General features: G+C 27.4%; 6 protein-coding genes and 1 pseudogene. 3 read left to right on the top strand and 4 right to left on the bottom strand.

Annotation, left to right across the window (positions count from 1 at the left end; all coding sequences use genetic code 4):
* Nucleotides 1-175: 175 nt before the first annotated feature.
* Both BST80_RS03095 and BST80_RS03090 read left to right on the top strand, forming a co-directional pair.
* Nucleotides 176-922, top strand: a complete 747-nt coding sequence (locus BST80_RS03095; protein WP_415745923.1) for a hypothetical protein — start codon at nt 176-178, stop codon at nt 920-922.
* Between the two features lie 704 nt (nt 923-1,626).
* Nucleotides 1,627-2,172, top strand: a pseudogene (locus BST80_RS03090) (FGGY-family carbohydrate kinase); the annotation flags it as partial.
* Nucleotides 2,173-2,298: 126 nt separating this feature from the next.
* Here the strand turns inward: BST80_RS03090 and BST80_RS03085 are convergent.
* On the bottom strand, nt 2,299-2,481 hold the full coding sequence (locus BST80_RS03085; protein WP_338991726.1) for a hypothetical protein: 183 nt from the start codon (nt 2,479-2,481) through the stop codon (nt 2,299-2,301).
* A gap of 166 nt (nt 2,482-2,647) precedes the next feature.
* Nucleotides 2,648-4,024, bottom strand: coding sequence for a phosphopyruvate hydratase (gene eno, locus BST80_RS03080; protein ID WP_415745922.1), 1,377 nt, complete (start codon nt 4,022-4,024; stop codon nt 2,648-2,650).
* A gap of 182 nt (nt 4,025-4,206) precedes the next feature.
* Between eno and trpS the strand changes: the two genes are divergently transcribed.
* The gene (trpS, locus tag BST80_RS03075; protein ID WP_415745921.1) at nt 4,207-5,235 is read left to right on the top strand and encodes a tryptophan--tRNA ligase; all 1,029 of its coding nucleotides are present in this window, start codon (nt 4,207-4,209) and stop codon (nt 5,233-5,235) included.
* A gap of 52 nt (nt 5,236-5,287) precedes the next feature.
* Here trpS and BST80_RS03070 read toward each other — a convergent pair whose 3' ends face one another.
* Entirely contained in the window at nt 5,288-6,163 is an 876-nt protein-coding gene (locus BST80_RS03070; RefSeq protein WP_415745920.1) for a lipoprotein, read from the bottom strand.
* A 52-nt stretch (nt 6,164-6,215) separates the two neighbouring features.
* On the bottom strand, nt 6,216-7,022 hold the full coding sequence (locus BST80_RS03065; RefSeq protein ID WP_415745919.1) for an aldo/keto reductase: 807 nt from the start codon (nt 7,020-7,022) through the stop codon (nt 6,216-6,218).
* Nucleotides 7,023-7,199: the final 177 nt, after the last annotated feature.

The raw sequence follows: 7,199 nt of genomic DNA, 5'->3' as shown, positions 1-7,199 counted from the left end.
AATTTTTTAACACCAACTGAAGCTGTGTTAAAATTTTTAAAAGACTAACTGGTCTAAAATGTATATGGTTTTCACATAAATTACTTCCCTAATACCTAGTTTTCTCCTTAGTTTTATGATATAATCAAGTAGAAAATGTGTCAATGAGATAGGTCACCTAGGAGAAACAAACCATATGAAAAAAGATATGATTATTTTATCAGTTGAAGACTTCTTAGCATTAGAACCTGATGAAAATATTCGTGAAGTACGACATGATGCAGAATATCAGTTTGATTATGAAAGCTGAAAAACAATTCTTTATTCGTCAGGAAAATTAAAATTTATTCTTCGTTATGTTCAAGCAATTTTTCAATGAATGAAAGAAGTAACTGATTTAACTGGCTTAACAATTAGTATTAGTGCCATTATTGTTGATAAGTTTAATTTCTCATTATTTAAAAATCAACAACATTTATTTAATTGTAGTTTATCAACTAATTTTTATTTAATTCCTGAAATAGAATGAGCAGAAAAAATTACAGAAGCACATGCTTCCAATTATGATTTGGTTAAAAATCAATTAATGTATGATCCATTAGAAATGGAACATTGAAAAGGGGAAGAAGGATTTGGTAAATTTATTAATATGCTATTAATGATTATTCGTAATGGGGAAAAACTTGACCCATTAATGTTACCAATCCAGTGAATGATTGAATTTAAAGATAAAAAATTAACGATGTCACGAATTAGAATGCAAAGTCAAGCGTTACAAAATCGGACAGCACCAGATAAAGAATTTATCCTTGATTCGCGGAAAAAGAATAATAATGTTGAAGACGAAATTGACTTAGAAAAACGGCCATCATTAGAACCAGTTAATAAGAATGATAGTGATGATATTGCATCATGAAATAAATATTATAAAGAAGATGTTTAATACTTTATTAATGTGAAAAAAGGGTTAAGTTCTTCCTTAACCATTTTTAAATGATAAAAATTTAAATAAACGAATTTTCAATTTAGGGGAATAATTAAAAGAACCTAATTCTGAAATATATGATTCATTTTTTAAAGATATGACTAAAAAATATTAGACTTCTTGCATAACCTAGTTATTTTAANATTCCTATAANNTATATTTNAAATANATTTTATAGGAATTTTAAAATAACTAGGTTATGCAAGAAGTCTAATAAATCTTTATGTTTTTCACAAGTTCATAAAACTTTATTTGATACAAATTNTTCGGTAATGAATGATATTGCTTTATAANAATTATCAATATCGCAAATTTGTTTTTGTTTATTAATTTTCATTACTCATTCCTTTCTTTGGTATTATTTTTTTATTTATTAGCAAAATTAATTAATTGAAACAGAGAAAAGACAACACCTTAAATTAGGAGAAAAACAGGTACACTTTGTAAAGATTTCTAAGATATTTAATAAATGTGTAAACAACTTAAAGAGGGTATCAAAAAGTTGTTATAGTTTTTTTGTAAATATTTAAGATACTGTCCTTTCTCTGAATCAATTAATAATTTTGGTTTTACAAATAAAAAACCATTTTAGTAAATGGTTTAATTTATTATTCTTATTCAATTTCTGCGTTTTTTCAAAACCCCAATTTTTTACATGCGACCAAATTGTTTATCATGCTAGTGAAACAGATTGATATACTAATCTTGTCCAAGATGACCAACAAGTTTATGTTGTTCCTTCCTTTACCGGGTTAGGATCACCTTACTGAGATTCTTATTCACGTGGTGCAATTTTTGGATTAGAGCGTGGAACAAAGCGGGAACATTTAGTTAAAGCAACATTAGAATCACTTGCTTATCAATCATATGATGTTATTACTGCCATGGCTGAAGATTTACAACAGCCAATTAAACGAATTAAAGTTGACGGTGGTGCTAGTCAAAATGAATATTTAATGCAATTTCAAGCTGATATTTCACAAGTTGAAGTAATTCGCCCGCAAAATATTGAAACCACAGCCATGGGAGCTGCTTTTCTAGCCGGATTAGTTGTTGGATTCTGAACATCACCAACAGAAATTAAAAAAATATCCGCCGTTGGAAAAAAATATCATGCTAAATTAAAGCAACAAATTGTAGCAAAATTATTAAAAGGATGAAAAGTTGCTGTTAAGCGTACTTTAAACTGATTAAAAGAGATTAAATAAATTAATAGGCTTATTAAGTAAGTTAAAATATTTTTAATTTTAAATAAAATACATATGATATCAAATTTTATAGCATATTTTTAAATTTAAGATAAAAAAATGTGAGTATATTTTTACTCACATTTTTTATTTATCTGATAAATTAATAAATAATTCTTTAAAAATAGGGTTGTTTTTAATTTCATTTATGGAGACAACAATTTTATCAGAATTAATTTCTAATTTTTTCTTTTCATATTTCAAATCAATATCCATATTTTTAATTTTACTATTAATTTGTTTTTTTAAATTATTGCTCGCCAATTTCATTTTTATTACCCCTTTTCAATACAATATAATACTATCATATTACTACATATAGTATCAAAACGATGTTTCAACTATTTTTTAAAATTTCAAATATTTGGTATTGTTACATTCTTTTATCACCATAAATATTTATATAATCATAATAAAAAAATAATCTTATAAAAGGTTATTTTTTTAAATCAGCAACATGTTTTTTTAAATTATAAAATGTTTTAATTCCATCATATTCAGCTACTGTTCCTAACTCATCTTCAATTGCTAATAAACGATTATATTTTGCAATTCTATCACTTCGTGACATACTTCCTGTTTTAATTTGACCAGTATTTAAAGCGACTGCTAAATCAGCAATTGTTGAATCTTCTGTTTCGCCTGAACGATGTGAAACAACTGCTGTTCAACCTGCTTTTTGTGCTAATTGAATTGTATCAATTGTTTCAGTAACTGTTCCAATTTGGTTTAATTTAATTAAAACAGAATTTGCAGCGTTACGAGCAATCCCTTCTGCTGTAATTTTTGGATTTGTAACAAATAAGTCATCACCAACAATTTGAATTTTATGTCCCATTGTTTTTACTTGTAATTCAAAACCAGCTCAATCACCTTCTGCTAAACCATCTTCAATTGAAATAATTGGGTATTTATCAACTAATTTGTCTAAATATTTAATTAATTCTTCTGTTGTCATGGCATATTCTTTACCAGTAACTTTTTCAATTTTCTTAAAGTGATATTTTTTATCATCAAAATATAATTCTGATGAAGCACAATCCATTGCAATCATAACACCTTCTTTATCTGGTTTATATCCTGCTTTTTCAATTGCTTCAACAATTAAATCTAAGGCAACCTCAGCTGGTGTTTTTGTTTGAAATGAAGCTAAAGTTTGATCTTTATATGCTCAATTAAAATGCGGAGCAAAACCACCTTCATCACCAACAGCAGTAATATCACCTTTATCATGTAAGATTTTTTTTAAAGTATGAAAAATTTCTGATGATCATCTTAAAGCTTCTTTAAAAGTTTCAGCTCCAACTGGCATAATCATAAATTCTTGGAAATCAATTGCACTATCAGCATGTTCTCCTCCATTAATAATATTCAACATTGGAACAGGTAGTTTTTTCCCATTTACACCACCTAAATATTTGTATAATGGCATTTCTAATTCCGAAGCAGCTGCTTTTGCAACAGCCATTGATACTCCTAGCATTGCATTAGCACCTAAATTCTTTTTAAAATCAGTTCCATCTAAAGTAATCATGGCATGATCAATTTCAACTTGGTTTGTTACTTCCATTCCAACCAGTTGTTCGGCAATTTTTGTATTAACATTCCCAACTGCTTTTAAAACACCTTTCCCTTGGTAACGTCCTTTATCACCATCTCTTAATTCTAATGCTTCACGACTTCCAGTTGAAGCTCCTGATGGTACCATTGCTGAACCATATCCGCCAAATTCTGTTCAAACTTCAACTTGAACAGTTGGATTTCCTCGTGAATCAATTACTTCACGAGCATTAATTTTCTCAATTCTCGACATAATTTTTTACTCTCCTTTTAAGTGTATAATTTTATTATATTATTTGTTCAAAAAATAGTAAACAAAATCGGTTGAAAATCCAAGAAAAATAATACTTTTATTGTTTTTCTTTTGGAAAAACTAAAATATTTGCTATGATATTACTAAATATGTTATTAAATTTGGACAAGAAGGGAGAACATATGGAACAAAAAAAACCAACAATTGTTTCAGGTATTACTGCGACAGGGCAATTAACTTTAGGAAATTATATTGGGGCGATAAAAAATTTTATTGAATTACAAAAAGATAATAATTTAATTATTTTTGTGGCAAACTTACATGCAATTACAATTCCAATTAGCAAAGAAGAATTACGAAATAACATTAAAAATATGGTTGCATTATATTATGCATGTGGTTTGGACCCACAAAAAGCAATTATTTTTGTTCAATCAGATGTCTTAGAAGTTACCTTATTAGCACATATTTTATTGTGCAATACAACTATTGGGGAATTATCACGAATGACACAATTTAAAGACAAATCAATAAAAATGAAAGCAGAAAATGGAACTGAATTTATTCCAACCGGATTATTAACTTACCCAACTTTAATGGCCGCGGATATTTTATTATATGATGCTGATTTAGTTCCAGTTGGAAAAGACCAAAAACAACACATTGAATTAACACGAAATATTGCCGAACGAATGAATAATCGTTATCAACAAGATTTATTTAAAATTCCGACCGACTTTATTCAACCAATTGGTGGCAAAATTATGGATTTACAAAATCCAACTAAAAAAATGAGTAAGTCTTCCAATGATCCTAAGTCTTTTATCGGGTTATTAGATGCACCTGAAGTAATTCGAAAAAAAATCCGTAGCGCCGTAACTGATTCAGAAGGAAAAATTGCTTATAATCCTGAGCAAAAACCAGGCGTAAGTAATCTTTTAACAATTTATGCTGTTTTAAAAAAAGTAACAATTGAAGCAGCTGTTAAGGAGTTTGTTCAACACGATTATGGCCAATTAAAAGAACAAGTTGCCAATACAATTATTGAAGTTTTAGAACCAATTCAAAAAAAATACCACAAATTAATGCAAGATCAAACAATTGATGAATTAATTGATTTAGGAGCAACAAAAGCACGAGCAATTGCTAATAAAAAAATAACAAAAGTTAAAAATGTTGTTGGATTAAATTATAAAAAAAGTAGCCTTTAAATAAAAAATAGACACATAAAGTATAAAATTTATGTGTCTATTTTTGTTATATTTAGTTTTGAATTTGGTATTTTAATTCATTTAATTCTCACATATAATTACCATTTTGGTCAGTTACTTTAAAATTAAATTTTCCATTTTGATTAACTTTACTAGTATCTAACTGATCAAAATGAAAAGTAATTTTATTTTTTAAATAACAATATAATTCATCAATATTTTCAATTGTCTTAATATTACTAATTTTAAAATTATTTGAATCACTATAAACATTTGTTAGCCATAATTTAATAATTTCTGCTGTTGTCATATTTTGTTTAAAAATAAACCTTGGATGATTCTGAATATAATTAATTAAATATTCTTGTAAATCTTTATTAAGTTCATAACTTCAAAAAACATTTGAATTTAAATTAATTGTTAAATAATAAATCGTTGTTGGAAAATGGCTACCATCTAAAATATATTCTTCCATTGTTGTTTGTCCCGTCGTATAAGTATACTCCGTTGTATTACGAATTAAAGGAAACAAAATAAAATCACGATATAATTGATTAGCTGTTGGCAAATGGGTTGGCATACTTGCAATATATGTTTTAAATAAAACATTAGTTGTTGGTAACTCAAATGCTGGAACATTTGAAGGATTATTAAAATTATAATTAATAATTGGTCATAAAGTATGAGTTTCTCTTTCTTTTGAAAACATTGTGAAAATTGTATTATCATCTTGATGTTTTACTCAATATTCATCTTCATCATTAATGGGTTGTAACATAAAATGTGTTAAAAACTTGCCAACTGCTGGCTGCAATGTTGCATCTTGGGTTGGAATATAATAATGTTCTGGATAAATACAACTAATCGTTAAAATACTTGGAGTTGTAAACATTATCATCGTTCCAAAAAAACTAAGCAATTTTTTCATCGAATCATTCCTTTTGATAAACTATCTTTTAAATTATAACAAAAAATAGTGATTAAAAATTAAAATTATTTGGATCAGCTCCTAATCTTACCTGTGGTAAAGCAAATAATGCTGCCATATCTTCATCATCTAACATAAAATCATCTAGTTCACTATTAGCAATAATACGTTCCTTATGGGTTGATTTTGGAATAACAACAATATTTTGTTGTATTGCTCATTTTAAACAAATTTGGGCAGGACTTTTCTGGCGTTTTTCTGCAATTTTAAGAACAGTAGAATTTGTCATACATTGTCCTTGTATTAAAGTTGCTCATGATTCAATAATAATGTTGTTTACTTGACAAAATTTAACAACATCAGTATTATTTAAACCAGGATGAAGTTCAACTTGATTAACCATTGGTTTGATTTCACTAATTGCGATTAACTCTTGTAAATGGCTAACTTCAAAATTGCTGACTCCAATTGCACGAATTTTTTTTGCTTTATACGCTGTCTCTAACGCACGAAAACATTCATTTCGATCGGCAGTTGGCCAATGAACTAAACATAAATCTAAATAATCCGTATCTAACCGTGTTAGTATGTTATCTACTTCCTGTAATGCCACATCATACTTATGATTAGCATTTCAAATCTTACTTGTTAAAAAGATTTCTTTTCGTGGAACACCACTATCTTTGATTGCTTTGCCAATTAATTCTTCATTTCCATAGATTTGATCAGTGTCAATATGACGATAACCATTTTGTAATGCGGCAATAACAGCTTGATAAACTTCATGCTCATCAGTCATTTTATATGTACCTAACCCAATTAATGGGATTTCAACACCATTAAAAAGTTTTAATTTCATTGTTAGTGTTTTTATTTTTATTCTTCCTTTCCGTGTGTTGGCCTTTACATAATTATAACTTTAATTAAAATCAATAACAAGGAAAACAAAATTAAAGTTCTGTGAAAACCATATACATTTTAGACCACTGATTTAGTCTTTAAATTAGAATGGAGATTAAAATGAAAAAGTATATGG

The sequence above is a fragment of the Spiroplasma sp. Moj genome, assembly GCF_016082285.1.
GTDB classification, from domain to species: Bacteria; Bacillota_I; Bacilli_A; order Mycoplasmatales; family Mycoplasmataceae; genus Spiroplasma; species Spiroplasma phoeniceum.
The sequence above is the reverse complement of the archived record's forward strand: the minus strand, read 5'-3'. Positions and strand labels throughout refer to the sequence as shown.